This is a genomic window from Lampropedia puyangensis, assembly GCF_004833285.1.
Lineage (GTDB): Bacteria > Pseudomonadota > Gammaproteobacteria > Burkholderiales > Burkholderiaceae_C > Lampropedia > Lampropedia puyangensis.
In genome coordinates, this window is record NZ_STFG01000004.1 from 179,928 (window position 1) to 206,688 (window position 26,761).

General features: G+C 53.8%; 22 protein-coding genes and 1 tRNA gene. 14 read left to right on the forward strand and 9 right to left on the reverse strand.

What is annotated here, in order from left to right; all coding sequences use genetic code 11:
• Positions 1 to 2 precede the first annotated feature (2 nt).
• On the forward strand, positions 3 to 4,616 hold the full coding sequence (locus E9531_RS06260) for a YhdP family phospholipid transporter (protein WP_158291728.1): 4,614 nt from the start codon (positions 3 to 5) through the stop codon (positions 4,614 to 4,616).
• Between the two features lie 114 nt (positions 4,617 to 4,730).
• Here the strand turns inward: E9531_RS06260 and E9531_RS06265 are convergent, their stop codons facing one another.
• Positions 4,731 to 5,378: a YiaD family glycine zipper/OmpA-like lipoprotein gene (locus E9531_RS06265; RefSeq protein WP_136572924.1), complete on the reverse strand. Its 648-nt coding sequence runs from the start codon at positions 5,376 to 5,378 to the stop codon at positions 4,731 to 4,733.
• A gap of 337 nt (positions 5,379 to 5,715) precedes the next feature.
• Between E9531_RS06265 and mltA the strand changes: the two genes are divergently transcribed.
• Positions 5,716 to 6,888, forward strand: a complete 1,173-nt coding sequence (gene mltA, locus E9531_RS06270; protein WP_136572885.1) for a murein transglycosylase A — start codon at positions 5,716 to 5,718, stop codon at positions 6,886 to 6,888.
• Positions 6,889 to 6,986: 98 nt separating this feature from the next.
• Here the strand turns inward: mltA and E9531_RS06275 are convergent, their stop codons facing one another.
• On the reverse strand, positions 6,987 to 7,553 hold the full coding sequence (locus tag E9531_RS06275) for an adenine phosphoribosyltransferase (protein ID WP_136572886.1): 567 nt from the start codon (positions 7,551 to 7,553) through the stop codon (positions 6,987 to 6,989).
• 150 nt (positions 7,554 to 7,703) lie between these two features.
• Here E9531_RS06275 and E9531_RS06280 point away from each other — a divergent pair, with 150 nt between their 5' ends.
• Positions 7,704 to 8,552, forward strand: coding sequence for a 3-hydroxybutyryl-CoA dehydrogenase (locus tag E9531_RS06280; protein WP_136572887.1), 849 nt, complete (start codon positions 7,704 to 7,706; stop codon positions 8,550 to 8,552).
• A gap of 258 nt (positions 8,553 to 8,810) precedes the next feature.
• On the forward strand, positions 8,811 to 9,722 hold the full coding sequence (locus E9531_RS06285; protein WP_136572888.1) for a phosphoribosylaminoimidazolesuccinocarboxamide synthase: 912 nt from the start codon (positions 8,811 to 8,813) through the stop codon (positions 9,720 to 9,722).
• A gap of 136 nt (positions 9,723 to 9,858) precedes the next feature.
• On the opposite strand, the gene E9531_RS06290 is transcribed toward E9531_RS06285, so the two are convergent.
• Positions 9,859 to 10,803 carry a DUF808 domain-containing protein gene (locus tag E9531_RS06290; protein ID WP_136572889.1) on the reverse strand — a complete coding sequence of 315 codons (945 nt, stop codon included), beginning with the start codon at positions 10,801 to 10,803 and terminating at the stop codon, positions 9,859 to 9,861.
• A 109-nt stretch (positions 10,804 to 10,912) separates the two neighbouring features.
• On the opposite strand from E9531_RS06290, the gene E9531_RS06295 reads away from it, so the two are divergent.
• The 6 genes from E9531_RS06295 to E9531_RS06320 all read left to right on the forward strand — a co-directional run bounded on the left by E9531_RS06295 (position 10,913) and on the right by E9531_RS06320 (position 18,167).
• Complete coding sequence (locus E9531_RS06295) at positions 10,913 to 11,791, forward strand: DUF3025 domain-containing protein (RefSeq protein ID WP_136572925.1); 879 nt, start codon at positions 10,913 to 10,915, stop codon at positions 11,789 to 11,791.
• 239 nt (positions 11,792 to 12,030) lie between these two features.
• Positions 12,031 to 12,897 (forward strand): protease HtpX, encoded by an 867-nt coding sequence (gene htpX / locus E9531_RS06300; protein WP_136572890.1) that lies wholly within the window; start codon positions 12,031 to 12,033, stop codon positions 12,895 to 12,897.
• Positions 12,898 to 13,319: 422 nt separating this feature from the next.
• Positions 13,320 to 15,644, forward strand: a complete 2,325-nt coding sequence (locus E9531_RS06305) for an NADP-dependent malic enzyme (protein WP_136572891.1) — start codon at positions 13,320 to 13,322, stop codon at positions 15,642 to 15,644.
• A 202-nt stretch (positions 15,645 to 15,846) separates the two neighbouring features.
• Positions 15,847 to 16,305 carry a protein-export chaperone SecB gene (gene secB / locus E9531_RS06310; protein ID WP_136572892.1) on the forward strand — a complete coding sequence of 153 codons (459 nt, stop codon included), beginning with the start codon at positions 15,847 to 15,849 and terminating at the stop codon, positions 16,303 to 16,305.
• A 155-nt stretch (positions 16,306 to 16,460) separates the two neighbouring features.
• The gene (locus tag E9531_RS06315) at positions 16,461 to 17,495 is read left to right on the forward strand and encodes an NAD(P)H-dependent glycerol-3-phosphate dehydrogenase (protein ID WP_136572893.1); all 1,035 of its coding nucleotides are present in this window, start codon (positions 16,461 to 16,463) and stop codon (positions 17,493 to 17,495) included.
• Between the two features lie 15 nt (positions 17,496 to 17,510).
• Positions 17,511 to 18,167 carry a LysE family translocator gene (locus E9531_RS06320; protein ID WP_136572894.1) on the forward strand — a complete coding sequence of 219 codons (657 nt, stop codon included), beginning with the start codon at positions 17,511 to 17,513 and terminating at the stop codon, positions 18,165 to 18,167.
• A gap of 82 nt (positions 18,168 to 18,249) precedes the next feature.
• Here E9531_RS06320 and E9531_RS06325 read toward each other — a convergent pair whose 3' ends face one another.
• Positions 18,250 to 18,960, reverse strand: coding sequence for a response regulator transcription factor (locus E9531_RS06325; RefSeq protein WP_136572895.1), 711 nt, complete (start codon positions 18,958 to 18,960; stop codon positions 18,250 to 18,252).
• A 138-nt stretch (positions 18,961 to 19,098) separates the two neighbouring features.
• Positions 19,099 to 19,731 (reverse strand): nitroreductase family protein, encoded by a 633-nt coding sequence (locus tag E9531_RS06330; protein WP_136572896.1) that lies wholly within the window; start codon positions 19,729 to 19,731, stop codon positions 19,099 to 19,101.
• A gap of 299 nt (positions 19,732 to 20,030) precedes the next feature.
• Between E9531_RS06330 and hprK the strand changes: the two genes are divergently transcribed.
• Positions 20,031 to 20,981, forward strand: coding sequence for an HPr(Ser) kinase/phosphatase (gene hprK / locus E9531_RS06335; protein ID WP_136572897.1), 951 nt, complete (start codon positions 20,031 to 20,033; stop codon positions 20,979 to 20,981).
• Positions 20,982 to 21,003: 22 nt separating this feature from the next.
• Here hprK and E9531_RS06340 read toward each other — a convergent pair whose 3' ends face one another.
• Positions 21,004 to 21,936: a LysR substrate-binding domain-containing protein gene (locus E9531_RS06340; RefSeq protein ID WP_136572898.1), complete on the reverse strand. Its 933-nt coding sequence runs from the start codon at positions 21,934 to 21,936 to the stop codon at positions 21,004 to 21,006.
• Positions 21,937 to 22,034: 98 nt separating this feature from the next.
• On the opposite strand from E9531_RS06340, the gene E9531_RS06345 reads away from it, so the two are divergent.
• From E9531_RS06345 to E9531_RS06355, 3 genes are all read left to right on the forward strand, one after another.
• Positions 22,035 to 23,126, forward strand: coding sequence for a tartrate dehydrogenase (locus E9531_RS06345; RefSeq protein WP_136572899.1), 1,092 nt, complete (start codon positions 22,035 to 22,037; stop codon positions 23,124 to 23,126).
• A gap of 37 nt (positions 23,127 to 23,163) precedes the next feature.
• Complete coding sequence (locus E9531_RS06350; protein ID WP_136572900.1) at positions 23,164 to 24,174, forward strand: Bug family tripartite tricarboxylate transporter substrate binding protein; 1,011 nt, start codon at positions 23,164 to 23,166, stop codon at positions 24,172 to 24,174.
• A 221-nt stretch (positions 24,175 to 24,395) separates the two neighbouring features.
• Positions 24,396 to 25,400, forward strand: coding sequence for an alpha/beta fold hydrolase (locus E9531_RS06355; RefSeq protein ID WP_136572901.1), 1,005 nt, complete (start codon positions 24,396 to 24,398; stop codon positions 25,398 to 25,400).
• A 126-nt stretch (positions 25,401 to 25,526) separates the two neighbouring features.
• Here the strand turns inward: E9531_RS06355 and nusG are convergent, their stop codons facing one another.
• From nusG to E9531_RS06370, 3 genes are all read right to left on the reverse strand, one after another.
• Positions 25,527 to 26,132, reverse strand: a complete 606-nt coding sequence (gene nusG, locus E9531_RS06360; protein ID WP_136572902.1) for a transcription termination/antitermination protein NusG — start codon at positions 26,130 to 26,132, stop codon at positions 25,527 to 25,529.
• Complete coding sequence (secE, locus tag E9531_RS06365) at positions 26,132 to 26,518, reverse strand: preprotein translocase subunit SecE (RefSeq protein ID WP_136572903.1); 387 nt, start codon at positions 26,516 to 26,518, stop codon at positions 26,132 to 26,134. Before secE ends, nusG begins: the two co-directional genes overlap by 1 nt.
• A gap of 104 nt (positions 26,519 to 26,622) precedes the next feature.
• Positions 26,623 to 26,698, reverse strand: a tRNA-Trp gene (locus E9531_RS06370).
• Positions 26,699 to 26,761 lie beyond the last annotated feature (63 nt).

The window sequence follows — 26,761 nt, forward strand, 5'->3', positions numbered from 1 at the left end:
GCATGCCAACCCACACCACGCCCCATCCTGCTTTCCCCCGCCGACTTCTGCGTTGGCTTAGGAGTATCGTGCTGTCAGCCTTGCTCATCCTAGGTGCACTCTGGGCAGCCATGTATGGCTGGGTCGTCCCACGTTTAGACCAATGGCGGCCCAACGTGGTGCAGTACTTGCAAGACAAAACAGGGCTGGAAATCACCATCTCTACACTCAGCGCCAGCCGCTCGCCTAACTGGTTGCCTGCATTGCAGGTAGAAGGCATCACCATTACGGCGCCTCAAGCGCCTTGGCAGGTGGAGATTCCGCGCATGCAAGTGGCACTGTCTTGGCCTTTGCTGTTGGGCCAGCAAGTAGGCTCACTGATATTGGAGCAGCCACAAGTGCGACTTACCGGCCCCCTCCAAGCGGGAAGACACAACGCGACCTTAGCAGCCGACGCGAACGCCGCCACCAACACCCCCCAAGCCAACGCATTGCAATGGCTGCTAGCGCAACCATCGATTCGTGTTGAAGGGGGCAGTCTGTCGTGGCAGCCAGCAACGCCTCCTGCGCCGGCTGACTCTGCCAGCACGGAAAGGCAAGAACCTTGGAGCGCGTCTGCAATCAATCTGCAACTGCGCCATAGCGCTTTGCGCAACCTCCACACGCTGGACATACGATTCAGCGCTGCGCAACTGTTAACCGCACCTGTGCAATTGCACTTACAGGGCCAAGACTGGGGCCGCCTGGTCCAAGACGGATGGCCTGCTTGGCGCCAAGCCACGGGCCAATGGAAGACGCACATCGAAGGGCTCAATCTCCAGCCTTTTTCCGCCTTGATGGCCCAATGGGCAGACGGCAGCTCGGAACCTATGCCAACAGCGCAAGGCACCATCAGCCTCTTATCGCAAGGCTCAATTCTTAGTGGTGAAATTGAGCAATCTGTATGGCAATTACACGCAAGCGACCTTGATTGGCCCCTCAGGCCAAGCGCACGCTTGCGCGTTGACTCTTCGGACCTCAGCTTCCAGCTGAAATCGCAAAAAGCCTCACCGTCAGACTCCAGCACGCAAACTTCTGCACAAGCTTTCGCATGGCAGGCACAGGTCGATCCGATCCTGCTTGCCGCAGACCAACAACAATGGCAAAGCCAACCGCTCACGTTTAGCCTGAACACGACATTAGATACCACGCCCGTCAACGCCAACGACCGCATCTCTGCCCAAATAACAGCGGCAGAGCTAGCAACTAAACAACTTGATCTCGGCCCCCTCAGCGCAGTGCTGCAAACGGCTTTGCCCAACACCACATCGCCATCGCTAGGCCCCCATGAGGACAGCGCGACCAATGCACCCGTTGCAGCCACCTGGGAGCGCAGCCTCGCACAGGCACAACAGTTACTGCGCCAATGGTCACCTGCAGGCCAGTTACAAGACTTGAGCCTACGCTGGCAACCCGCCCCTTTAAACGCAACACCTGCTCAGTCCCCTTGGCACATCGCCACATCTTTCAATGGTCTGCGCGTAGGAAGAGTCGGCGCGAGCACCACATCGGCAGTAGGCATAGAAAACCTCAACGGCACGCTTCAAGCAGGGCCAGAAGGCGGCAAGGCAGAGCTGGACATGCAAGACGGTCTGATCGACTTACCAGCCATATTCGATGCAGGCGCCATTGCTGTTGCTCGCCTCAAAACCCAGCTCGATTGGACAACCTCGCAAGATGGAGGCCTTCAAGTGCGCGTGCACGCACCTGAAGTGGCCAACGCTGATGCAGAGGGTTCAGCCACCGTTTTGTGGCGTACCTCTACAACGCAAGAAGCGCAAGCCCTGTCCGAACAGACCGGTCAAACCGTTGGCACCCTGCCCGGTTTTCTCGACTTGCAAGCCCAACTCACCCGCGCCGACGCTCGAGCAGTGTGGCGCTATCTGCCCCATAGTGTTCCCGCCGATGTGCGGCGCTACGTGCAAGAGGCCATTCAAAACGGATCCTCCAACAACGTGCAATTCGAGGTGCGGGGCAATCTCAAGCATTTCCCGTTTGATTCAAGACAGCGTGATCCGATCACCAAGCTGTACCCAGCTGCACCGGACGCGAAAGGCAAAAAAACAAACACCGTGCAAGCAGCGGCGGCAAGCCAAACATCACCCGCTGCAGAGCTGTTTCGCATCAGCGCAGACCTAGAGAATGTGGACTTTCGCTACGCGCCTCACTACCTGTTGGGCCCAGGGCAACCTGCATTGGTTTGGCCCGACTTGCAAAAAGTCAAAGGCCAATTGGTGTTCGAGGGCAATCGCATGGACTTGACCGTGCAATCAGGCCAACTTCAAGCAGCGCCCAAAGTGCGCATTAGCCAAGGTCAAGCTTGGATTGAGGACTTGATGCACGCCAGTGTGGGTGTCGATGTCCAAGCTGCAGGGCCGCTAGCTGACCAACTGCGGGTGCTAGCCAGCACCCCAGTCGCGCGCATGACGGACCATCTGATGGATCCTCTGCAGGGCGATGGTAATACGGCGTTCAGCCTTCAGCTTGGCATTCCTTTAGAGAAAAAAAAGGCCCATCACTACAGCGTCAAAGGCCAAGTTCAACTTCAGGGCAACAACCTGCAATGGTGGCCCCAGGTACCGCGGCTAAGCGATGCGCGTGGCACAGTCACTTTCACGGATAAAGGCTTTGCCGCCAAACGCATTCAGGCCCAAGCACTGGGAGGACCTCTCACGCTCCACACTGCCATGCAAGACCATGTCCAAGGGCAACCTACCCAGGTCCGTATTGATGCCCAAGGCACCCTCAGCGCCCAAGGTTTACAAGATTACGCCCACACGGCGCTGGCCAGCACCACAGCAGACCAACTGTTGGAGGCATTGCATGGACAAACCGACTACAGTTTGCGTATCGACACCATTGGTGCACGGCCTTACGTCTCCTTTTCCAGTGCGCTGCAAGGGCTAGGCAGCAACCTGCCATACCCACTCGATAAAGAGGCCGATATTGCTCGTCCACTAACGCTCTCACATGCCACGCCGGACACCAACGGCGTCGAACAGCTGGAGCTGCAGCTCACCGACCGCGTGTACGCACGCTACAAATTACAAGCCACACCAGGACAAGCCCAGAACGCCGTGGTATCTGTGCAACCCAGCGATAGGCCAGACACACCCACGCCTGCATCTACAACGACCGCCCCTTCAGTCGATGTGCTTTCAGGTCAACTCCTGATTGGCCAGTTCAGCGACGCAGAGCGGCGCCTGCCCAACTTTATTCCCAATACATTCCCCACAGCCCCCGTCCCCCCTAAAGTGCGCGCAACCATCGCACAAAAGCATTGGGATGTCGCCGCCTGGGCCCCATGGCTGATGCGAGACCGCGAAGCCCCCGACAACTCGCCAAAAGATACCGCATCCCCTGAAGGCAGCGCCTGGCTACTGCAACTGATTCCAAACGTTTGGTACGGACGCTTTGACCAACTGCAATGGGGAGGGTTGACGCTGCATGACGTGCAATTGCAGTCCTACCAAAGCGAGAGCGACAACACCATCTGGACGAGCCGTTTCAAAGCGGCTGAAACGCAAGGAACGCTGGAATACCACCCGAACTACCTCGATGGAACAGGCCTCTTGCGCGGCAAGATTGATTACCTGGAGCTGCCTGCGCAATTAAGCCAAACGGCCACCAACACGCCGACCGAAGCCACCTCCGCAGACGACGCCAGCGGGGATCCATCACTGGCCAACCTGCAGCATCTTCCCACCGTTGATGTTGAAATCGACCGACTATTATTCGCCCATCGTGACTGGGGAAAAGTTGCGCTTCAAGCCATGAATCGCGTGGTTAACGGCCAGCCCAGCGAATGGAAAATCAATTACCTGACAATGGAAACTCCAGAGGCCCGCCTGACGGCCAAAGGCAGTTGGCAAGAAGCCAGCCCACATGGCGGTTTCAATTACCTGCTCAGTGGCCGTAAGAAAATGGACATGCAGTTCACGCTGGAAATGCTGGATGCAGGCCGTCTGCTCTCTCGCATGGGCATCCCAGATGTACTGGATGCGGGAGCAGGACAACTCGATGGCCGGCTCTCCTGGCTGGGCTCCCCTCTGAAACTGGATATTCCTTCATTGCATGGCGACTTTCATCTTGACGTCGGAAAGGGACAATTTCTCAAAGCCAACGCCGGAGCTGGCCGCCTGCTGGGTGTTTTGAGTTTGCAAGCACTGCCAAGACGGTTAACCCTCGACTTCAGAGACATCTTCAGCGAAGGCTTTGCATTCGACTTTGTGCGCGGCGATGTGCATCTTGATGCTGGCAAAGCATCAACCAACAACCTGCAAATGAAAGGGGTGAATGCTGGTGTGGTGCTCGAAGGCAGTGCCGATATTGTGAAAGAAACCCAAGACATCACCGTTGTCGTTGTGCCAGAACTCGATGCCATGACTGCCTCTCTGGTGGCCACAGCCATCAACCCCGCGATTGGCGCCGGAACCTTTCTCGCGCAGTTTTTCTTCAGCAAACCGCTGGCAGAAGCGGCCACGCAAGAATTCCGCATGCACGGATCCTGGAGTGAACCTATCGTTGAGCGGCAAACGCCTCAAAAGGCCCCAGAAAAATCGTCGAAAGCCATGCCCACCTTCGACGACCGCTCATAAGGTCACGAATCCAGCGCATTATTGAAGAGCGACCAATAGAAAAGCCTGCTACTTGTGCAGGCTTTTCTATCAGAGAGAGGTCAGTTACACCTCTCACATCGCGAATCCAAAGCATCAGCGCTGCTGATTGGGCTCACCCACGAAAATCTCTACACGACGATTACGTGCACGGCCATCGGCAGAAGCATTGCTAGCGACCGGTTCGCGTGCGCCGCGGCCATCAATCTGAATGCGCTGCATGGCTACGCCACGGGAGACCAAATACTGACGGGTACTGGCTGCGCGGTTGATGGACAAGGGGTTGTTAATAGAGTCATTGCCGGTGCTGTCGGTGTGCCCAATGATGACCACATCGGTATTGGGATTATTGAGCAAGCTAGTGGCAAATTGATCTAACAGCGGGGCGAATTGGCCTTTGATATCGGCACGGTTGGTATCAAAAGAAATATCGCTTGGAATATTGAGTTTCAAACGGTTGTCTTGCGTCTGCGTCACGACGACACCGCTATTGGCCATGGCGTTGTCCATCTCGGCTTTTTGGCGCTCCATACGCTGTGACCAGACATAGCCCCCCAGACCACCCAGGGTCGCCCCAATCGCGGCACCTTTGCCGTCGCCTGCAATCGCGCCAATCACAGCACCAGCAGCGGTTCCAACACCAACGCCCGTGGCAGTATTGCGCTGGGAATCGGACATGTTGGCGCAGCCTGCCAACCCCACCGCAGCCGCAGTTGTAAGCGCTAGGACTGATCGCTGTAGCATGGTCACACGGTTTGAGGATTGAATCGTCATTGAGCTTCTCCTTCATGAGTCTCGCGACTCGTAACAAGTTTTCCCTGGGGCAATTGATCGCTCGTTGAATACGATCAACAAGTGTGGATAATGCCATGCGGTGGTCAAGAAGACCACCAGACATCTCCCCACTAGCGTCAATGCTTGCAACTCTGGATTGTCCATGAAGCTTCAAGCATCTGCACATGGCTGTCAACGGCTCACCCCACACAATGGTTGTCATAGAGTGGAAAAAACCATGCCGCTCTTGTTGCGTTGGGTATAAACGGTGGCACCAGTCTTGAGCATCTTGTCTTTTATTGAAAACATGTTTCGACCTTTGATCCGATGTGCGCTCGTTGCCCTACTGGCAGCCGTTCTGGCGGCCTGCTCTGGCCCCACGCCTCAACCGAACAGTGAGCTGCCAGACTATGGCGCGGTAAGCCAACCCAGTGCATTACCCACGCTCATGCCACACCCCATTGGTCCGAGTGTCAAGCGTGAAAATGCGTTATGGACCCCTGTTCCTTGGAGCGATTTACCCGGGTTTGAGCAGGATGAACTGCGTGATGCCTGGTCCTCTTGGATGCGCAGCTGCGAGAAGCCTCTGCCAAGTTGGCGCGTCGTATGCAGTGAGGTTGCCGGTCTACAAAATGCCGACGATGGCACCCGCCGCGCATGGATGCGCCGGGCACTGCAACCCTATTTAATACGCACGCATGCTGGCAAAGATATCGGTATGCTGACCTCCTATTACGAGCCTGTGATGCAAGGCCGACGCCAGCCCGGCGAGGGCTTTACCGTGCCGCTGTATGCAATCCCTTCAGGCTTTGCTGGCCAAGGCACTTGGTTCAGCCGAGAACAAATCGAATCAGGCCACCCTGCTGCAGCGACTGCCTTGCGCGGCAAGGAAATTGTTTGGTTGAATGACCCTGTTGACGCCATGGTGCTGCACATCCAAGGCTCTGGACGCGTGAACTTACAAGAGGCCGATGGCAGCACCACGCAAATTCGCGTAGCCTATGCCGCCACCAACAACCACCCCTATAAAAGCATTGGACGCTGGCTATTGGACCGCCGTTTGATTCGCGATGCCAGTTGGCCCGGCATCAAAGCATGGGTTGATGCCAACCCTGCTCGCGTCAAAGAGATGCTCTGGAGCAATCCGCGTTACGTGTTCTTCAAAGAAGAGCCCATCGCCCCACAAGACCAGCATATTGGGCCGCGTGGTGCACAAGGCGTGCCACTCACACCCGGACGCTCCATCGCGGTTGACCGCCGCAGCATTCCGTACGGCACCCCGGTGTGGCTAATGACCGCAGGCCCCACGCTCAACGAAAAACGCTTAGTGATGGCGCAAGACACAGGCAGCGCGATTGTGGGCGCAGTCCGCGCAGATTATTTTGCAGGCTGGGGCCATGAAGCCGGAGATCTGGCTGGCCGGGTGAAGCAAGATTTGTATTTATGGGCATTCTGGCCCAAAGGCGCACCCCTTCCTTGACGCCAGATGTCGTCTATGCCACCCGGACTCGCCCGATGGCATGGGAAAACCTTGGGCCCTTTGCGCTGTCAAAAATCCACCGTGCAGAAATCAGCAGCTCAGTGCCCCTCAAAGTCGACCAACGTCAACAGCGGCTTACCTAAGGCTTTGAGTTTGCTGGATCCACCCAATTCGGGCAAATCCACAATCACGGCACATTCCATCACGTGAGCTCCCAAACGCTCAAGCAACTTCACCCCAGCTATCATCGTGCCGCCCGTGGCAATCAGATCATCAATGAGCAAGACACGCTGCCCTTGGGTTACTGCATCAGTGTGCAGCTCCACTGTGGCGCTGCCGTACTCTAGCTCATAGGTTTCTTCCACCGTCGTGAAAGGCAGCTTGCCCTTTTTACGAATAGGCACAAACCCCACGTTCAGCTCATGAGCCACTACCGCACCAATAATGAAGCCGCGCGCATCCAAGCCAGCGACCACATCGGGGCGCAATTGCGGCGCCATGTAGCGGTGAACAAAGGCATCAATCAACACGCGAAAGACCTGTGGGTCTTGCAGCAGCGGAGTGATATCGCGAAACTGCACGCCAGCACTAGGCCAGTCTGGAACTGTACGGATGTGTTCACGCAAGAAATCTGAGACGTTCAGTGCGGCGGAAAGTGCTGGCATGGTGGTAACAAAGCTAAAACAGTGAATACGCCATCAATGGCGCAACCGTAGTGTAAAGTCGCAAAGGGCCGCAATCCATCAGAAACGTTCAAGCTGGAGTACTTCAGGTGGGTTGCGTACGTTTCGTTTTATTCAACCACCAATCCAATCATGAGTATTCAAACAGTGGGCGTCATTGGCGCAGGGACAATGGGTAACGGTATTGCACAAGCGGTCGCGGCAGCTGGCTTGCAGGCCATTTTGATTGACATCTCTGACGCGGCCGTAGCCAAAGGCATTGCCACTGTCAGCGGCAGCCTTGATCGCTTGGTCAAAAAAGAAAAAATCAGCGAAAGCGATAAAACGGCCATTCTGGGCCGCATCAAAGGCTCGACCAACTACGCAGACCTCCAGCCTGCCGACCTGATCATTGAGGCGGCCACGGAAAACTACGATCTGAAAATCAAAATTCTCAAGCAGATCGAAGCCGCCGCTGCTCCTAACACTATTCTGGCCTCGAACACATCATCCATCTCCATCACCAAACTGGCGGCGCAAACACAAAATCCAGATCGGTTCATTGGCATGCATTTCTTCAACCCAGTACCGATGATGGCGCTGGTTGAAGTCATTCGCGGCCTGCAAACCAGCGATGTGACCCATGACACCGTCGCGGAACTGGCTCAAAAGCTGGGGAAAGCACCCGTCTCCGTCAAGAATGCGCCAGGTTTTGTCGTCAACCGCATTCTGGTGCCGATGATCAACGAGGCCTTTTTTGTGCTGGCTGAAGGTGTGGCTGAACCTGAAGCCATTGATGAGGCAATGAAACTAGGCGCCAACCACCCAATCGGCCCATTGGCTTTGGCGGACTTGATTGGTCTGGACGTGTGCTTGGCCGTGATGGAGGTCTATTTGGAAGAGTTCGGCGACAGCAAATACCGTCCTGCGCCACTGCTGCGTGAATTGGTGGCCGCGGGCTTCCTCGGCCGCAAAACTAAACGTGGCGTGTACACCTATTAACGCGCAAATTACCGCATAGCCGCTTATCCAAACGCCCCAACGCCCCGACGCATGGGGCGTTTTGCTTTACGCCCAAATAAAACAAGGATGGTTTTAAGCATGACTTGCCAAGGTAAAAACCGCAGCATCTCACACAAGGCGCGCTGCTTGGGCAATAATGCGGCGGTTTACTTTTCAAGGCGTTTGCCTGTTTCATCGGATTTGTAGCTTGGCGCCTGTTAGTGCGTAAGCTGCCTGCTTTGTGTTTTTCCAACTCCCATGACCTCTGCTTTGCACACCTCTTCCCTTCAATCGTTGCCTTTGTTGGCACGCGGCAAGGTTCGCGACAACTACGCTGTAGGCGATGACCGCATCCTGATGGTGGCCAGCGACCGCATTTCTGCGTTTGATGTCATCATGGGCGAACCGATCCCCGGCAAAGGCGTCTTGCTGACGCAAATGGCGTTGTTCTGGTTTGACAAGCTTGACGGCATTTGCCCTAACCACCTGACAGGAGATGCGCCTGAAACCGCGGTCTCCAGCGCGGAAGAAAAAGCGCAAATTGCAGGGCGCTCCATGCTCGTCAAACGCCTCAAACCGATTCCTGTTGAGGCCGTGGTGCGCGGTTACCTGGCTGGCAGTGGCTGGAAGGAATACCAAGAAAGCCAATCGGTGTGTGGCGTTGCGTTGCCTGCGGGCCTGACCAATGCAGCACGCCTGCCTGAGCCTATTTACACCCCTGCGGCCAAGGCTGAGATGGGCGAGCACGACGAAAACATCAGCTTTGAAAAAACCGTGGAAATGGTTGGCCCTGAACTGGCAGCTCAAATCCGTGACATCAGCATTGCGCTGTACAAAAAAGCGGCATTGTTCGCCCAAACCAAAGGCATGATCATTGCAGATACCAAGTTTGAGTTTGGTTTAGATGCCGATGGCACGTTGACCTTGATGGATGAAGTGCTCACGCCTGACAGCTCACGCTATTGGCCCATCGAAGGTTATGAAGCAGCATTCCGTTCGGGCCAAAACCCACCCAGCTACGACAAACAATTCGTGCGTGACTGGTTGGAGCAAGTGCGCATCAACGGCGAACCATGGCGCAAAACGCCCCCTGCGCCACGCCTGCCGCGCGAAGTGATCGAGAACACGGCCGCTAAATACCGCGAGGCCTTGGAGCGGTTGACTGGCTAAGCCCAGCGCTCCCGCAGCCTTGATCAAGGCTGCTTCGCTCTGCTGTACGGCAGCAAGGCAGCAATAAAAAAGCACTCTGGTCAGGAGTGCTTTTTTATTGCTATGGTTCGTAGATACCCGGCAAGTGCCGTTGCGTTCAATGCGTGCGTTTACGCACCGCTCCAATCAAACTGACAACGGCCACAATCACCGCACCGGCCACCAGCCCAACAACGGCATTGCCAGCGGTCTGGACCAAGGTATGGTCAGGATTGCCCGTCCACTGCAAAGCTAGAGCCTGCAATGCGTGGTGCAACACAGGCAAACCGTGCACCAAGATGCCGCCTCCAACCAAGAACATGGCAGCCATGCCCACAATGGAAAGCAACTTCATCAAACCAGGTGCAGCCCATAAAATTCCCTTACCGACGCTTTGTGACACTGCGCTTGGACGGCCTGCCAGCCACAAGCCAAAGTCATCGAGTTTGACGATCACCGCCACGATGCCATACACCAGCACTGTCATGGCGACCGCCATCACAGCCAAGACAGCGGCCTGGGTGGCCAAGGGCTTGCCCTCCACCACGCCGAGCACGATAGCAATGATCTCTGCAGACAAAATGAAGTCGGTGCGAATAGCGCCTTTGATTTTGCTGGCCTCGTCAACAGGGGCTTTAGGTTGCGCATGCGCTGCATCAGCCTTGTCGCCGTGCGGCAGTAAATGGTGCAGAATTTTTTCTGCACCTTCAAAACATAAGAAAGCACCGCCCAACATCAGCAGTGGCGTAATAAGCATCGGTAAAAAGGCACTGATCAACAATGCCGCAGGCACCAAAATGGCTTTGTTACGTAACGACCCTTTTGCAACTGCCCACACGACCGGAATCTCGCGTACTGCGGATACGCCGGTGACTTGTTGCGCATTCAAAGCCAGATCATCGCCAAGTACCCCGGCCGATTTTTGTGCAGCAACTTTGGTTAGAACGGCCGCATCATCGGCCACCACCATGCTCTTGCGTGCAGCCACCTTGGCCATAACGGCCATGTCGTCCAATAAAACGGCAATATCATCGAGCAGCGTTAACAGTCCTGCAAATGCCATGTTGGCCCTCTATATTTTCAAAAAAATGGAGATTGTTTGCGTCGCAGTGTAATCGCAAGGGCGCACATCTGAGGGCGCCGCACATGCGCGCCAGATGCACAATACCACCATGCTGAATTTGCACTCCGCAGTCCCTCGTGTATCCACGCCCGGTACGTCTACATCAAGCTTGCACTCTATTGATTGGCGCGCCCCTTGGCTTGCTCCCTACGCAACAACGCCAGTAGGAGCGCGGTTAAACGCCGCATTGCGTGCTGGCCAAGGTGTTGTGCATGGGTTGTCTGCTGCAGCCCATCCGTATCACACCACACGCACAGCCCCAGAACCAAGAACCGCGGCAGCACGGCGCCCAAACCTGCCGGCTTTCGTGCCTCAAGACCAATTGCCAGTAGGGCAAAGCTATGAAGGATTTATCCGGCAACATTGGGCCGTTCCTACGCGTGAACACGCTCACGACTTATTCAATGGCCTGATCTGGATGCATTGGCCCCGCAGCAAAGCGCAATTGAATGCCCTGCAATCGGCAGAAATTGAACGTCTGGGCATCCAAGGCCGGCGCGGCCCCGTTCGTGATGCCTGCACCGTGTTTGACGAAAACGGCGCAATTTTGTTGGCCCCTGCAGCGTTGCACGATGCGCTGATAGCGCGCGATTGGATGCGCTTGTTTTGGACTTTACGCCCATTATGGAAGCAAGCGACATGCTTAATTTTTGGGCATGCGCTACTGGAACAGCTCTGTTCGCCACGCAAGCCACTGTGCGCACATGTTTTGACCCTTTCACTAGCACATCCGTCTCGAACAGAAATCTCTGCGATCAGCCCAGAGTTGATGGATCAACAGCTTGCAGCGGCCCTGTCAGCAAGCAGCATGCAACCCAAACCACTCACACCGCTGCCTGTATTAGGCATTCCCGGTTGGTGCGCAGACAACGCATCGCGTGCGTTTTACGAAGACACCAGCGTTTTCCGGCCACCACGCCGTACTTGAAAATCACACAATGCTTCGCGCCTCTTGAAATACCGGGATGCGCCCACACTATGCCGATCAATCACATGTGAATTAATACATGTGCTTTTCTGCAAGGCAATTCGCAAGTCTGTTGACCCGCACGCGTGTAAAACACAGACACACGCAACGGTTTTTGTGCGTTTTGCTCTAATGCAGAAAATCCGCATCAAAACTGCAAATGCAGGGCGTGATGCGCACAAGAAACGAAGGATCCCCACATGCAACGCATTTTTCTATTTGTCGCCACCAACTTGGCCGTTTTGGTCGTGCTGGGCATCGTCACCAGCCTATTAGGAATCGATCGGGGCAGCCAAGCAGGCCTACTCATCATGGCTTTGATCATGGGCTTTGGCGGCTCCACCATCTCGCTTTTACTCTCTAAAACCATGGCCATTCGCAGCATGGGTGTGCGGCTTATCAATCAGCCCAACAACCAAGACGAAGCCTGGATTGTGGAAACCGTGCGCAAGTTCTCAGAGAAAGCCGGCATTCAAATGCCTGACGTAGGCATTTACGAAGGCCCCGCGAACGCTTTTGCCACGGGAGCGCGCAAAAATGCCGCCTTGGTCGCCGTCTCTACAGGCCTGCTGCAAAGCATGACACATGAAGAAATTGAGGCCGTCATTGGTCATGAAGTCGCCCACGTCGCCAACGGTGATATGGTGACCATGACCCTGATCCAAGGGGTCATGAACACTTTCGTGATTTATATCTCGCGCGTTATCGGCGGCATTGTGGACAGTTTCCTGCGTGGCAACAACAACAACAATGACAACCAAGGTGGCGTTGGCCCAGGTTATTTCATCACAGTGATGGTGATGGATATGCTGCTTGGCGTACTGGCGGCCATCATTGTGGCGTGGTTCAGCCGCCAGCGTGAGTTCCGCGCTGATGCAGGCGCCGCACATATGATGGGGCAGCCTGCATCCATGCAACGCGCATTGGCACGGTTGGGCGGCATTAACACGCAGGATTTGCCCAAAGGACTGGCCTCTATGGGAATTTCCGGCGCAGTAGGTGCGCTATTTAGTTCACATCCACCGCTAGAACAGCGCATCGCTGCACTGCAACGATTAAGCCAATAAGCCACTATTGGCTTAGAGCGTGTAGACGTTCTAACGATAGAGAACCCTCGGACACGTCTGGTGCCGGGGGTTTTCTTTTTTTGTCCAGTCGCTCGCCTAAAGCCCAACAACAATAGTCTTATAGGTGACTTGCAAGCGACAAATACCTACAATCACCCACAGAATTTTTAGCGGCATCTTCGTTGATAAAGCCGCCTCTTCAGGCCCAAGAGCAACTATCCCATTAGGCCCTTCCCGCACGCATACTGAATGCGCGAAGCAATCCTGTTGGCAGCATGGCTTTTGCAGCTTGACTGAGCCTAGCCCACTTCCCCCGCAGGACAACGGAGACAGCCATTGCCTTGTGCGCACTTTGCGCGGTTGCCCAGCCACCGCCAAAGCCTGCACGCCACACAATGAGACCCAAGCGTAGAGGAAGCCCGATGCCTGCAGACCAGTCCCCCGAGTCCATCAATAAACGTGCCCAGCTGCGCGAAGCTGCACTGGACTACCATGAGTTCCCGACCCCAGGGAAGATCTCCGTTGCACCAACCAAGCAACTGATGAACCAGTACGACCTGTCGCTGGCATATTCCCCTGGTGTTGCTGTACCGTGCGAAGAAATTCAAAAAGACCCATCAACCGCCTCGCGCTACACCAGCCGCGGCAACTTGGTGGGCGTTATCAGTAACGGAACCGCAGTTTTAGGGCTGGGTGACATTGGCGCGCTGGCCTCTAAGCCCGTGATGGAAGGCAAAGGCGTTCTGTTCAAGAAGTTCTCGGGCATTGATGTTTTCGACATCGAGATTGATGAGAAAGACCCGCAAAAACTGGTTGAAATCATCGCTGCGCTAGAACCGACTTTTGGCGGCATCAATCTCGAAGACATCAAAGCACCAGAATGTTTTTACGTCGAGAGGGAACTACGCAAGCGCATGAAAATCCCCGTTTTTCATGACGACCAGCATGGCACAGCCATTGTCGTGGGCTCCGCCGTCGTTGGCGGCCTGCGTGTGGTGGGGAAAAAAATTGAAGAGGTCAAGCTCGTAGCCTCAGGTGCGGGCGCAGCCGCTTTGGCATGCCTTGGCCTGCTGCTAAAACTGGGCCTCAAGCGCGAAAATGTTTGGGTCACTGACCTAGAAGGCGTGGTCTATGAAGGCCGCACCGCTTTGATGGACGAGATCAAGGCCACATTTGCCCAAAAAACCGATAAACGCACACTGGCCGAAGTGATTGATGGCGCCGATGTGTTTCTGGGCCTATCTGCTGGCGGCGTGCTCAAGCAAGACATGGTTCAACGCATGGCCGACAAACCCTTGATCTTGGCCTTGGCCAATCCAACACCCGAAATTTCCCCAGATGACGTAAAAGCCGTTCGCTCAGACGCCGTCATCGCCACAGGCCGTAGCGACTACCCCAACCAAGTCAACAACGTATTGTGCTTCCCATACCTGTTCCGCGGCGCACTCGATTGCGGGGCAACCGCCATCACCGACGAGATGGAAATTGCAGCAGTCGAAGCGATTGTGGAGCTGGCTCAAGCTGAACAAAGCGAAGAAGTCGCACGCGCTTATGTGGGCGAAAAACTGATGTTTGGCCCTGAATATGTGATTCCAAAACCGTTTGACCCTCGCTTGATGATGATGATTGCCCCTGCAGTTGCCAAAGCAGCAGAGGCCAGCGGCGTTGCATCACGCCCGATTACCGATATGGATGCCTATGTGCAGAAGTTGCAGAACTTCGTCTACACATCAGGCACCATCATGAAGCCCATCATCTTGGCAGCCAAATCAGCTAAGGCCAAGCGCATTGCATACAGCGAAGGCGAAGAAGAACGCGTATTGCGTGCAGCGCAAATTGTGGTGGATGAACGGATTGCTCGCCCAACCTTGATTGGTCGGCCCGCCATCATTGCCCAGCGTATTGAAAAATTTGGCCTGCGCCTGCGCGAAGGCACCGACTACGACGTCGTGAATACCGAGCAAGACGAACGCTACCAAGACTTCTGGAAAACCTACCACCAACTCACAGAGCGCAAAGGGATCACTGTCTCGATCGCCAAAATCGAAATGCGCCGCCGGCTCTCGCTCATTGGAGCAATGCTGCTGCACAAAGGCCAAGTGGACGGCTTGATCACCGGTACCTGGGGCGGCTATAGCCACCACCTGAATTACATTGACCAGGTCATTGGTATCAAGCCCGGAGCAAAAACTTACGGCGCCATGAACGGTTTGATCTTGCCGGGGCGTCAAGTTTTCCTGGTGGACACCCATGTGAATTACGACCCGACAGCAGAACAGTTGACCGAGCTGACCATTGCAGCAGCGGAAGAAATCCAGCGCTTTGGTATTAAGCCCAAAGTGGCCTTGCTGTCGCATTCAAGTTTTGGCAGCAGTGCGCAACCAAGCGCCGAAAAAATGCGCCGCACATTGGCATTGCTACAAGAGCAAGCACCGTGGCTTGAAGTGGATGGAGAAATGCATGGTGATGTGGCTCTGGACCATGGCATGCGCAAAGCCGTCATGCCCAATTCCACACTGGAGGGCGATGCCAACTTGCTGGTGTTTCCCAATATTGATGCGGCCAACATCTCCTACAACCTGCTCAAAACGGCAGCAGGACAAAACATCGCTATCGGACCGATTCTGCTGGGTTGCGACAAGGCCGTGCATATTCTCACGCCAAGCACGACAGTGCGCCGCATTGTGAATATGACCGCACTAGCCGTGGTTGACGCGAATTCGCGGTCCGCCACAAACGCGGCATAAATCAACGCTGCATTGATGCCAGTCACCGTATGCACACGTTCTGCGAATACGGTGACACCGCAGCATACTGCTCGCCAGTAATGGCACCGAATGCCTGCATAATAGGCCGTTGAACCTATGCCGCGCAGCGCGGTATGCGTGGATGGGCAAAGCCCTGTTTTGTTTTTATTTCATATCGATTCCCTAAGAAAGTAGTTGCAGTATGGCTGATGAAGCAAACAACACTCCTGTTTTCCAGATTCAACGCGTCTACCTGAAAGACCTGTCTCTGGAGCAGCCCAACTCCCCAGCCATTTTGTTGGAACAAAAGCAACCCAATGTGGATATCCAATTGGCCGTTGCAGCAACCACTGTGGCCGACGGTATTTATGAAATCTCCGTAACGGGCACCGTAACAACTAAAGTGGAAGACAAGACGCTGTTCTTGGTAGAGGCCAAGCAAGCAGGTATTTTCGAAATTCGCAACATCCCTGAAGACCAAATGGGTGCAGTGGTTGGCGTCGCGTGCCCACAAATCGTTTATCCCTACCTGCGTGGCAATATCTCTGACATCATTAACCGTGCAGGCTTCCCACCAGTGCACTTGGCTGAAATCAACTTCCAGGCCATGTACGAACAGCAACAAGCGGCCGCGGCAGCCGAGTCCAGCTCTGTGCAATAAGCCATGCAGCGCATGCGTTAAGCCCAAAGAGCACTCTACGCAAGCGCTTTAATGGATAACAATGGCCCTATAGGGCCATTGTTCGTTCTGGCCGCTGCATTGCACATGCGGCCCCGAGCACATCACCAAAGACAATGCTGCCAAAGGAGACTCTGATGACCACTGCCAATCGCTTATCCATTGCCGTGCTGGGTGCTGGTGCCTGGGGCACCGCAGTAGCCATTGCTGCAGCCAAGCACCCTGCACATCATCACGTCAGCCTATGGGTACGAGATGCGCAGCAAGCAGAGCAAATGCGCTTACAGAGGCGCAATCCACGTTATTTGGATGAGGTTGATTTTCCTGACAACCTCTGCATTGAAGAAGGCAACTTCTCCCATTTGGTAATGTCTGCGGACCTCGTCGTGCTGGGCACTCCAGTATCCGCGCTCAGCGATATGCTGCAGACTATAGCCATGCTTTCGCCGCAAGCGCCAGTGGTTTGGCTCTGCAAGGGTATTGAACAAACAAACGGCTTGCTACCCCATGAGGTACAGCTCAAAGCAGCGCCTCACCTGCTCTGCGGAGTTCTCAGCGGCCCCAGCTTTGCTCTGGAGGTAGCGCGCAGTCAGCCTACGGCACTCGTTGCGGCTTCTCATGATGCGCGTGTGCAAGCCCTATTGATTGCAGCATTCCACGGCAACAATATGCGCGTGTATGGCAACACCGATCTGGTCGGTGTTGAAGTAGGTGGTGCAGTCAAGAACGTGCTGGCAATTGCCACGGGCATTTGCGATGGCCTGGATCTGGGACTCAATGCGCGTGCGGCATTGATTACGCGCGGCTTGGCTGAAATGACCCGTTTAGGTTGTGCTCTGGGTGGACGCCCCGAAACTTTCATGGGACTGTCTGGTGTAGGAGACCTAGTTTTGACCGCGACGGGCGGATTGTCACGCAATCGCAAAGTTGGCTTGTTGCTGGCGCAAGGTCAAAGCCTGCCAGAAATTCTCGCCACACTCGGACACGTCGCAGAAGGCGTGTACTGCGCCCACAATGTCGTGCAACGCGCTGGACAACTAGGAGTCGAAATGCCCATCAGTGCAGCGGTCGTGCAACTGTTGGAAGGTAAAACCAATGCACAAGAATTGGTACAACAACTCTTAGAGCGCGACCCCGCCATTGAGTCACTCCCCTCACCGCCTGTTCATTGAGCCCCAAATACAACCATGCCTGCATTCGAGATACTCCTACAATTTTTCGGTTTGGCCGTATTACTAGCTCTCACCCCAGGCCCAGACAACATTTTTGTCTTGATCCAGTCTGCGCAGCATGGCTTGCGCACGGGGCTTCTCGTTGTCGTGGGATTGTGCATCGGCGTCGTGGTGCATACATGCGCTGTCGCTCTAGGCCTGGCAGCAGTTGTTGCTGCATCCAGTACCGCATTTATGGTGCTCAAACTTCTGGGCGCGGCTTATTTAGCTTGGCTGGCCTGGGGGGCCTGGCATGCTCCATGCTCGTCAACACCGCAAGAATTGTCTTCCGGCCATACAGCTTCAACATCGTCCTCTAAGCGCCATCCACTGGCAATGGTCGGCCGGGGTATGTTGATGAACCTCAGCAACCCCAAAGTTCTGATGTTCTTTCTGGCATTTTTGCCGCAATTCGCGGATCCTAATGTAGGGCCGATAGGGCCTCAGATTGCCATTTTTGGCGCCCTCTTTGCGGGTACGACTTTGCTGGTTTTTGGGGCCATCGCATGCTTCTCTGGTTTCTTTGGCCACCTTCTACAACGCTCAGTCAAAGCCCAGCGCATACTCAATCGCCTTGCCAGCATTGTGTTTATCGCCTTGGCGGCTCGCCTTGCCACGCTGAATCGCACATAGTGAAAGCCCCAGCCTTTACGCAACACGATTGACCATAAAAAAACGCAGCAAATCAAGCAGCGTTTTTTTGATTAAAGGTATTTTATTCAGTCGCAGGCGGAGGGGTGTCAGGACCAGAGGACTCCAAACGGTAGCCCACACCATACACCGCGTTAACGACATACCCATTTTCAGGAGTCAATTCAAGTTTAGCGCGCAGACGTGAAACATGGGTATCCAGTGAGCGTGAAGGAACTTGATACAGCTGCCCCCACACCATTTCGCGCACATGGTCTCGCGACAGTAAGCGCCCCACGTTCTGGAACATGAAAAGTGCCAAATCAAATTCACGCGTTTTCATTTCCACAGGAACACCACGCACCTCCAAAGTGCGCTTGTCCGTATTGAAACGGTAAATACCAAACTCCAAAATGCCTGTTTGTGTTGCAGGGTAAGCGCGACGCAACAAAGCATTCAATCGTGCGGTCAATTCCCCCACACGTACCGGCTTGGTCATAAAGTCATCAGCACCACAGCTGAGGCCTTCAACCACATCCTCTTCTGTTCCACGACGGGTAACGAACAGAATCGGCATGTTTGAGCCGATACTTTGCCGCACAGACTCCACAACACGGGGGCCATCCATATCAGGCAAATGCCAATCCACGATCAACAAATCGAATGTTTGCCGACGTAAATCTTTCAGCAGGCTTGCGCCATCGGAAAATACGTAACAACTGTGGCCCAACTGCTCAATGGCAGCACGTTCCAGTTCTTGAACCAGCGGATCGTCATCCAGTACAGCAATTCTCATTGTTAACAATCGTAAATTTATAGACTATGTATGGCAGAGATTATAGGCAGGAAAAAATTTTCACTCAAATAGGCATAGTCAATGATTGACACAAAACCCAAACGATTGTCATTTTGCTGGCTATCACCTCCAAGGGAATCAGCGCATTTCGATCACGAACTCATCCTTTGGAATACGCACTTTCTTCTGACCTAGCAACCAATCATTCTCTACGTCTCGCCGGCCTAAGGCCAACAAAGTGACTGACTTCAAGCCCCTCTTGTCCAACTCCAAATACTCATCAAGTGCGGCTTTATCAAAACCTTCCATAGGAGTAGCATCCACACCAAGAAGGGCTGCTGCAGCAATCGCCATCCCCATTCCAATATGCGCCTGCTTGGCAGTATGGTGGTAGTGCTGTTCAGGCGTCAAGTCGGCAAAAAGACTTTTGAGATTAGCCACCATACCCGCATAGGTTTCCGCTGCTTGCTCTCGATGATTGCGGATGAACTCGAATCGCTGCTCAATACGCTCAGGGCTCATATAGTCCCATGAAGCAAAGACCAGCACATGCGAGGACTCCACAATTTGCGGTTGATTCAATGCGATCGGTGCAATCGCTTTTTTAACCTCAGGATTAGCAATAGCAACCACATGAAATGGCTGCACACCTGATGAAGTCGGTGCCAATCGTGCTGCTTCAATAATTTGATCGACAAGTGCTTGCTCCAGCACTTCTCCAGTCATCCTTTTGGTGGCATAGCGCCAATTCAATGCATCCAGCAATTGCATAGTGTCTTTCTTATTAACTATTAACAACGGACGTACGATTCTTTCGTTGACTACGCGGCGTATTCGTAGAGTCCTCCTACTAACTTGGTCGGGCATCCTAGGCCATCTCATGCCAACGCAGCATCCGTTCTGAAACGCAGTCTAACAAGAAACCCATCTCCCATACTACGGATGCCATCGCGTTGCAAATGAGGGTTTGTTGAGAACGACTGAAAATCAAACCAGAGAAAATAGCCACCAGCACACTGTCATGCCGACTTGCTCCTATGATGCTGCGTGGCCTTTTCCAGGATGAATTCATGAGTAATACAGTCAGTGCACAAGCCCTATTTGATGAGTTTGCCGATGCGTTGCAATGGCACTGGATCGCAGGCCGAGACGCCTTTTCCAGACGCTTTGATCAACGTGCAGTGCAATCTGCACGCGCCAGCGCCGATCTGGTGGGCTACCTCAATTACATCCATCCCTTCAGGGCACAGGTACTGGGCGAGAAGGAAATTCAGTACCTCACCAACGCCACTCAGGCCGATTGCGTACGCCGAGTCACACGCATCACGGAGTTAGAACCACCGGTGTTGATTTTGGCTGATGGTCAACAAGCCCCGCAAGCTTTACTGGACTTGTGCGAACAGGCACAAATTCCAATGTTTGCCACACACGAATCCTCTTCGTATGTGATTGATGTGATGCGCAATTACCTCTTCAAATTGTTTGCCGCCAGTACCACATTGCACGGTGTATTCATGGACATTCTGGGCGTTGGCGTACTGATCACCGGAGAGTCGGGCTTAGGTAAAAGTGAGCTCGGCCTAGAGCTCATCACCCGCGGACATGGCTTAGTTGCCGACGATGTGGTCGATGTGGTGCAGATCAACCAAAACGCGCTTGAAGGCAAGTGCCCACAGTTGCTGCAAAACCTACTGGAAGTTCGCGGTATTGGCTTATTGGATATCCGTGCCATTTTTGGAGAAACTGCTGTTCGCCGTCGCATGCGGCTACGCATGATTGTGCACTTGGTGCGCCAAGAATCAATGGAGCGCAATTACGACCGTCTACCTCATGAACCGCTGACCGAAAACGTATTGGGTGTGCCTGTACGTAAGGCGATTATTCAGGTCATGGCAGGCCGCAACATTGCAGTTCTCGTTGAGGCTGCGGTGCGTAATTACATCCTTCAATTGCGAGGGATTCACACCTACGAAGAATTCACCCAACGCCAGCGTTTGGCCATGAACAGCAGCATTGACTAGGGCTCAAGCGCAACTCCCCTCATCAAGGAATCATCGGGTGCGCGGGTGATGCCAAAGGTACTCCCAGAGCAAATGCTTCCTGCAAAAACTCTACGCACACCCGCACCTTGGCAGAGGTCGTCAATCGTGAGGGGTATACCGCCCAAATATTGGCTTCTTGTCGCCATTGCGGCAGCACCACCTGCAATAATCCGCGCTCAATCAGAGGTGCCACATCCCACAGAGACCGCAAAATGATGCCTCTGCCATCCATCGCCCACTGCACCGCAATTTCACCATGGTTGGTCGATAAACTACCGCGCACTTTCACAACACGCTCATCTTCACCTGAACGCATTTTCCACACGCCAAATGGGTGATCACGCTCCTTGATGATGAGGCAATCGTGGTTACTCAGCTCTGCCAAGCTTCGGGGCACGCCCCGCAGTGCCAAGTATTGTGGCGCCGCACACAGAACGCGGTGATTGGTCGCTAAAGGCCTGGCAATCAGGTGCTGCGCAATGTCATCGCCCACGCGCACATCCAAATCAACGCCTTCACTGGCCACGTCTACCAAACGGTCAAACACCTCCAAACGCACCTGCAATTTCGGATAACGAAGAGCCAGCTGCGAAAGCACTGGCGCAACCACCCTGCGCCCAAAACCAAAGCTGCAACTAATGCGCAGTGAGCCGCTTGGCACAGCCCGCGTGATGGCTGTCTCCTGGAGTAATTGCTCCACATCATCAAGCACACGCTGCGCCCAATGAAAGACCCGCTCCCCCTCTTGTGTCACAGTGACCGAACGAGTGGTGCGATGCAACAATTTTGTGCCTAAAGACTCTTCAAGCAGCCGTATGCGTTTGCTGACATACCCAGTTGAGGCACGCAATTCCTCCGCCGCAGCAACAAAGCTGGCCAAACGCGCCACCACCGTAAAGACGCGTAAATCCTCATTGGAAGGCAAATTATTCATAATTTGTGCGCAATCAATTCACATTCAAACGATTGTATTCACTTAGATATTAATGAAAAATAATTTCATCGACACATTCATTACACAGGAATAGCCCTATGCCCGTAACACGCCCATTTCATATTGCAGTCATCGCCGGGGACGGCATTGGCAAAGAGGTCATGCCTCTGGGTCTCGCCGCAACCATGGCAGCAGCAAACCGCTTTGGCATTGCATTACAAATAACCACCATTGATTGGGCCAGCTGTGACTACTATGCTGCGCATGGACAAATGATGCCTGACGATTGGAAGGAACAGTTGCAAGGCATGGACGCGATTTTCTTTGGAGCTGTAGGCTGGCCGCAAACAGTACCTGATCACATTTCGCTATGGGGATCCTTGCTCAAATTCCGTCGTGAATTCGATCAGTACGTGAACCTGCGCCCTGTTCGCCTGTTTGACGGTGTCCCATGCCCGCTGGCTGGACGCAAGCCTGGAGATATTGACTATCTGGTTGTGCGCGAAAACACCGAAGGTGAATACACCTCATTGGGTGGAGTCATGTACGCAGGTACCGAGCGTGAAATCGTTATTCAAGAATCAGTTTACTCACGCCATGGCACAGACCGCGTACTGCGCTATGCCTATGAATTGGCGCAGTCGCGTGAGCGCAAGCAACTCACCGTAGCCACGAAATCCAATGGAATTGCCATCAGCATGCCATGGTGGGACAGCCGTGCCGACGCCATTGGGAAACACTACCCCCAAGTGCAAGTGGATAAGCAGCACATCGACATTCTTTCTGCCCGATTTGTGCTGCAGCCGCAGCGCTTTGACGTAGTAGTGGCCTCGAATTTATTTGGTGACATCCTTTCAGATCTAGGCCCTGCGACCACAGGCACGATTGGCTTAGCCCCCTCTGCCAACTTAAATCCTGATCGCACCTTCCCTTCATTGTTTGAACCGGTACACGGCTCTGCACCAGATATTTACGGAAAAGGCATTGCGAATCCGATTGCCATGATTTGGTCCGGGGCATTGATGCTGGATTTTCTCACCGGCAATACCGGCGCAGGCCGCCTTGCGCATGACTGCATGCTGGCTGCAATCGAGGAGGTACTGATCGATGGACCATTGACACCAGACCTTGGCGGCAGTGCAAGGACAGAAGTCCTTGGCCAAGCCATCATTGAAAAAATCACCGGTTAACTTGCGTATTCACCCCATAACGATTCAGGAGACAAGCATGAGCAACCAACACTTCCATCAACGCCGCACCTTGTTAAAAGCTGCCAGTTGCGCTGGTTTGGGTGTCATTCCCGCTTTTTCTTTGCCCGCCATAGCCGGCAGTTCAACACCCACCTACCCCACTCGGGCTATCAAATTGGTCGTTGGAATTGGAGCAGGCAGCACCACAGACCTACTGGCCCGAGTTGCAGGCAAACACCTGTCTGAAGCGTTAGGCCAGCCCGTTGTGATTGAAAACCGCCCCGGTGCTGGCGGAACGTTGGGCGCAGGCGTTGTGGCCGCTGCAAAACCCGATGGGCATACCTTGCTATTTGTCAGCTCATCACTGCCCACCTTTCCCTCGTTCTATGACAAGCTGCGCTTTGACCCTGTACATGATCTCATCGGAGCAGGAGGATTGGCGCAGGGAGGGATGGTCATGCTCACCCGCGCCAACGCCCCATGGAAAAATCTTAACGAGCTGATTGACTATGCCCAGAGCCGGCCTGCACAAACCATCAGTTATGCCTCAGCAGGCATCGGCTCCATTGCCTATTTGTACTCAGAATTACTTGCGCAGTTAACTGGCATTGAGTTTCTGCATGTGCCCTATCCTAGCTCTGCAGCAGCCATGACTGACTTGATGGCAGGGCAAGTGGACTTTGTATTTGATGGCACCACCACGGCCATTCCACAGGCCAAATCCGGCCGCTCGCGAGCGTTGGCTTATTCAGCCGAGCAGCGCTCCCCTTTCATGCCAGAAGTGCCAACATTGAAAGAAGCTGGTGTTACTGGGTTCAGTCAGCGTACTTGGTTTGGTTTTGCTGCCCCTAAAGGCACCGATATCAGCATCATTCAGGCCATCGCTACCGCCAGTGAGCATTTCAATGCCAACGCCAGCTATCAAGCAGAGTTGGCCGACGCTTTCCATGAACCCATGCCAATGTCTGCCACAGCATTCAACGCACTCATTCAAGAGGAGGCGACCATGTGGTCCTCCACCATCGCCAAAATACGCAAACCAAGTTGATGGCTGTTCAGACTACATCAACATGGCAGAAGAAATTGGTTGATCGGTACAGTGGCCCTTTAGGAGGTATTTACGATCTGCATCCAGTCGCGCAAGACTCAAAAAAAAGAGGTAGTGCAAGGCACCTATTGCTGCTCAACACCTTCGGTACGGCAGGTTATTCACCGTAAGGTCCCCCCTTACGCTACTACCGCAACATATCTACCTAGCTAAAAGAACCGATGCGCTCTACACACATCCACTCCATTGGCCCATTAAAGCTGCATAACGGGCATGTCTTGCAGCAGTGCGAAGTGGCTTATAACAGTTACGGCACGCTCGCTAACGATGGGAGAAATGCCATTGTCGTGACCCACGGATACACCGCTAGCCATCAACTGCTAACACAGGGTAGTGCTGTTGCAGAAGGTCCTTGGGCCGCGCTAATGGGCCCGGGTAAACCTTTGGATACTGATCGCTTCTTCATCATTTGCCCAAACATGCTCGGCTCCTGCTATGGCAGCACCGGTCCTAGCAGCATCAATCCTGCAACACAGCAGGTCTATGGCCCAGATTTTCCTGATATCAACATGTCTGATATCGTTGCCACGCAATACGCCTTGGTTAAACAGCTCGGGATTCAGCACTTGCGAGCAGTGGTCGGGCCATCACTAGGCGGGTTTCAAGCCCTCCAATGGATTGTTGACTACCCTGACTTTGTTGACGTGGCAGGAGCCATTGTTTCTGCTTCTTATTTACCGGCATGCACAGCCATGTCGCTGCCACATTTACTGCACACTCTGCAAGCATGCCCTGACTGGCCTGCAGCACAAAGCCCATCTATGCAGGAAACCTTGTACCAACTGCGGTTACAGACCCTGCAAACATATGGCATGCCGCACGTATTAGAGTCACAGGGATTGCCTGCAAAAGATATCCGGCCTGCACTTCAAAGCATGGCAAAACAATGGGCTAAACATTTCAATCCCCACAGCCTGGTGACACTGCTCAAAGCCGCGTTATCGTTTGACGTGCGAGCTCAATTGCCAACGACCCAAGCCAACGTGTTGCACGTAGTTGCTGACAGCGACGCCCTCTTTCCACCAGACAAAACCATCCATGCCATGCAGTCGATGAACGGCCGACTTAAACAGCTTGTACTCAACACTCCGATGGGGCACTCCTGCTCTGGGCCGTTGCATGCCGTCTGGGGGCCTTTGCTGCAAAAACTACTTCAAGAAAACTAACAATCTGACTCTGCACAACAGATATACGCAGCACACCTAGCCCCCCCCACAAAGCAAAAAGGCGAGCCCACTATAAGGCTCGCCTTTATCTGATACTGATTTTTTCAATGTTGTGATGAAAAAAACTCAGGTTTTCTCTACCTGGCCAAACTCCAACTCTACAGGGGTGGAACGGCCAAAAATCATGACAGAAACACGCAAACGACTGCGCTCATAGTTGACTTCCTCAACGCTGCCATTGAAGTCTGCAAAAGGACCTTCCTTGACACGCACCAACTCACCCACGGTAAATTCAATTTTATGACGCGGTTTCTCGCCGCCTTCCTGCATTTGGCTGACGATTTTTTGCACCTCAGCTTCAGAAATAGGGGCAGGCTTGTTACGGCCACCACCAACGAAACCGGTCACTTTGCTGGTCTGCTTGACCAAGTGCCACGTCTCATCATCCATCACCATCTCAACGAACACATAGCCAGGAAAGAGCTTGCGTTCCGTTGTTTTACGCTGCCCATTTTTCACTTCGACCACTTCTTCAGTGGGAACCAAAATACGGCCAAATTTCGTAGACATACCTGCGCGAGCAACACGCTCTGCGATGTTGCGTTCAACGGCTTTTTCCATGCCCGAATAGGCATGAACGATATACCACTGCTTAGCAAAACCTTCTGCAACGGGCTGTGCGGCTGCAGGAATGCCAATCTCCTCAGTTTGTGTCTTCTCAATTTCGGTCATCAGTCTCTCCAGCCCAGCAGCAAATCAAAAATAACCCAGCCAACGGTCATGTCCGTCAACCACAGGAAGAGTGCCATGATGACTGCAAACGCAAACACATAGCCAGTCATTTGAATGGTTTCCTTGCGGCTTGGCCAAACCACTTTCTTCAATTCATTCCATGAGTCTTTAACATAACCCACAAAATCACGCCCGGGGTTTGACCACAAAAATGCCCCACCTGCCAAAGCCAAGCCTAAAAGCAAGACCAACCACTGCACCCACGCCCCCTGCGCAGCCAAGAGATAAAACGCCACAATAGCGCCAACAATCAACAATGCAGAAAGAACAAGCTTGAACGCGCTGGCGCCAGCGCCAACTGTTTCAACCTGCGAAGATGCAGCCATATCAACTCCACGTGCCGAATAAATCGGACAGTATATTCATACACAAAACCCGCCAACTGAGGGCGGGTTTCTTTTCAATCAAGAGAGGTTTCGCAAACCACTCTTGGCAGGGGCAGTAGGAATCGAACCTACAACCTTCGGTTTTGGAGACCGACGCTCTGCCAATTGAGCTATACCCCTACACATTTACCTCAAGATCAATGCTGTCTTAAGCAATGATCTTAGCAACCACGCCAGCGCCCA

Excerpts from the sequence above, each read along its gene's own strand:
- secB (WP_136572892.1), top strand. The coding sequence starts at position 15,847 with ATGGCTGATGAAGCAAACAACACTCCTGTTTTCCAGATTCAACGCGTC.
- E9531_RS06355 (WP_136572901.1), top strand. The coding sequence starts at position 24,396 with ATGCGCTCTACACACATCCACTCCATTGGCCCATTAAAGCTGCATAAC.
- E9531_RS06330 (WP_136572896.1), bottom strand. The coding sequence starts at position 19,731 with ATGCAATTGCTGGATGCATTGAATTGGCGCTATGCCACCAAAAGGATG.
- E9531_RS06260 (WP_158291728.1), top strand. The coding sequence starts at position 3 with ATGCCAACCCACACCACGCCCCATCCTGCTTTCCCCCGCCGACTTCTG.
- E9531_RS06315 (WP_136572893.1), top strand. The coding sequence starts at position 16,461 with ATGACCACTGCCAATCGCTTATCCATTGCCGTGCTGGGTGCTGGTGCC.
- E9531_RS06275 (WP_136572886.1), bottom strand. The coding sequence starts at position 7,553 with ATGCCAGCACTTTCCGCCGCACTGAACGTCTCAGATTTCTTGCGTGAA.
- E9531_RS06345 (WP_136572899.1), top strand. The coding sequence starts at position 22,035 with ATGCCCGTAACACGCCCATTTCATATTGCAGTCATCGCCGGGGACGGC.
- E9531_RS06265 (WP_136572924.1), bottom strand. The coding sequence starts at position 5,378 with ATGCTACAGCGATCAGTCCTAGCGCTTACAACTGCGGCTGCGGTGGGG.
- E9531_RS06350 (WP_136572900.1), top strand. The coding sequence starts at position 23,164 with ATGAGCAACCAACACTTCCATCAACGCCGCACCTTGTTAAAAGCTGCC.
- E9531_RS06280 (WP_136572887.1), top strand. The coding sequence starts at position 7,704 with ATGAGTATTCAAACAGTGGGCGTCATTGGCGCAGGGACAATGGGTAAC.
- nusG (WP_136572902.1), bottom strand. The coding sequence starts at position 26,132 with ATGACCGAAATTGAGAAGACACAAACTGAGGAGATTGGCATTCCTGCA.
- E9531_RS06305 (WP_136572891.1), top strand. The coding sequence starts at position 13,320 with ATGCCTGCAGACCAGTCCCCCGAGTCCATCAATAAACGTGCCCAGCTG.
- E9531_RS06295 (WP_136572925.1), top strand. The coding sequence starts at position 10,913 with ATGCTGAATTTGCACTCCGCAGTCCCTCGTGTATCCACGCCCGGTACG.
- hprK (WP_136572897.1), top strand. The coding sequence starts at position 20,031 with ATGAGTAATACAGTCAGTGCACAAGCCCTATTTGATGAGTTTGCCGAT.
- htpX (WP_136572890.1), top strand. The coding sequence starts at position 12,031 with ATGCAACGCATTTTTCTATTTGTCGCCACCAACTTGGCCGTTTTGGTC.
- E9531_RS06340 (WP_136572898.1), bottom strand. The coding sequence starts at position 21,936 with ATGAATAATTTGCCTTCCAATGAGGATTTACGCGTCTTTACGGTGGTG.
- mltA (WP_136572885.1), top strand. The coding sequence starts at position 5,716 with ATGTTTCGACCTTTGATCCGATGTGCGCTCGTTGCCCTACTGGCAGCC.
- E9531_RS06320 (WP_136572894.1), top strand. The coding sequence starts at position 17,511 with ATGCCTGCATTCGAGATACTCCTACAATTTTTCGGTTTGGCCGTATTA.
- E9531_RS06290 (WP_136572889.1), bottom strand. The coding sequence starts at position 10,803 with ATGGCATTTGCAGGACTGTTAACGCTGCTCGATGATATTGCCGTTTTA.
- E9531_RS06285 (WP_136572888.1), top strand. The coding sequence starts at position 8,811 with ATGACCTCTGCTTTGCACACCTCTTCCCTTCAATCGTTGCCTTTGTTG.
- E9531_RS06325 (WP_136572895.1), bottom strand. The coding sequence starts at position 18,960 with ATGAGAATTGCTGTACTGGATGACGATCCGCTGGTTCAAGAACTGGAA.
- secE (WP_136572903.1), bottom strand. The coding sequence starts at position 26,518 with ATGGCTGCATCTTCGCAGGTTGAAACAGTTGGCGCTGGCGCCAGCGCG.